The organism is Actinosynnema sp. NPDC023658, assembly GCF_040639995.1.
In the GTDB taxonomy this organism is placed as follows: domain Bacteria; phylum Actinomycetota; class Actinomycetes; order Mycobacteriales; family Pseudonocardiaceae; genus Actinosynnema.
Genome location: NZ_JBFAAX010001305.1, coordinates 1 through 1,350, shown reverse-complemented (window position 1 = coordinate 1,350; position 1,350 = coordinate 1). Strand labels below are relative to the sequence as shown.

At 73.0% G+C, this 1,350-nt stretch carries 2 protein-coding genes; one reads left to right on the top strand and one right to left on the bottom strand.

From position 1 onward, the window contains the following. Positions 1 to 451: GTP pyrophosphokinase family protein (locus tag AB0G02_RS40520; protein WP_360805940.1), on the bottom strand; the 451-nt coding region annotated here is incomplete at its 3' end. Between the two features lie 180 nt (positions 452 to 631). Here AB0G02_RS40520 and AB0G02_RS40515 point away from each other — a divergent pair. Beyond that, on the top strand, positions 632 to 1,350 hold a 719-nt coding region (locus AB0G02_RS40515), incomplete at its 3' end, for an EamA family transporter (protein WP_360805937.1).

Genomic DNA, 1,350 nt, shown 5'->3' with positions numbered 1-1,350 from the left:
TGCGGAGCTGCACCTCGACCTTGACGTGCTCCACCCGGTCGGACAGGAACACCGGGATCCGCACGATCAGGTGCAGGCTGCGGTAGCCGTTGGGCTTCGGCGCGGCGACGTAGTCCTTGGTCTTGAGGATCTCCACGTCGCTCTGGCGGGCCAGCATGTCGCGCACGCGGTACACATCGGACACGAACGGGCACACCACCCGCACGCCCGCCACGTCGTCGAGGTGCTCGGCGGCCAGCGACAGGTCCGCCGGCAGGCCCTTGCGCCGGAGCTTGTCGAGGATCGCGTCGGGCCGCTTCACCCGCTGCGTGACGTGCTCGATGGGGTCGTGCCGGTGGACGAGGTCGAACTCCTCGCTCAGGATCCGCAGTTTCGTCATGAGCTCGTCGACCGCGAACTTGTAGACCACGAGGGACCGCCGCAGCAGGTCATCCGCGACGCCGATGTCCATGATCCCCAGGATACCGGGGGTTCGCCGGGCTAGGATCCCGGTCGTGAACACCCACTGGCACGTGGTCCTCCCGCCGCCGGGCGCCTGACCGGGCGCACCGGCTGGAGCACACCCGCACGCCTGCCTGACCGCAGTGCGCCCGTTCGCGTCCCCTCTTCCCGTTTCGCGAACGGAGACATCGTGTCGACCTTCGTCGTACCAGCACGCCCTCGTCCCACCCGCGGACCGCTGCCGATCCTGGCCGCGTGCGTCCTGTGGGGCACCACCGGCACGGCCAGTTCGCTGGCGCCCGCCTCCGCACCGGCCGCAGCCGTCGGCGGGGTGGGCCTCGTGCTCGGCGGCCTCCTGCTGTTCGCCACCTCGCGCGGCACGCGTGACGTGCTGCGCACCGCCGACCGGCGCCTGCTGCTGCTCGGCGCGGTGACCGTGGCGGGCTACGCGCTCGCCTTCTACCCTGCCGTCGCCCGCACGGGTGTGGCGGTGGCCACCACGGTGGCGTTGGCCACCGCGCCGATCGTGCTCGGCCTGCGGTCCCGACCGCTGCTCACGGCGACCGCCGTGGTCGGCTGCGCGGCGCTCGTCCTGGGCGGCGGCGACGCGCACGTCGATCTCGTCGGCGTGGCGTTGGCGCTGGTCGCGGGCTTGTCCTACGCCGTGTACTCGGTCATCTGCGCGCACCTGATCGGGGTCGGGCACCCGTCCCGGGCGGTGGTGGGCGCGGTGTTCGGCGGCGCGTCGGCGCTGGTGCTGCCGGTGGTGCTGCTGCTCGGCGTCGGGTGGGTGGCGAGCCCGTCGGGCGCGGCGGTGGCCGCGCACCTGGCGGTGGTCACCACGGTCGCCGCGTACCTGGAGTTCGGCTACGGGCTCCGGCCCACGAGCGCGGCGGCGGCGACCACCTT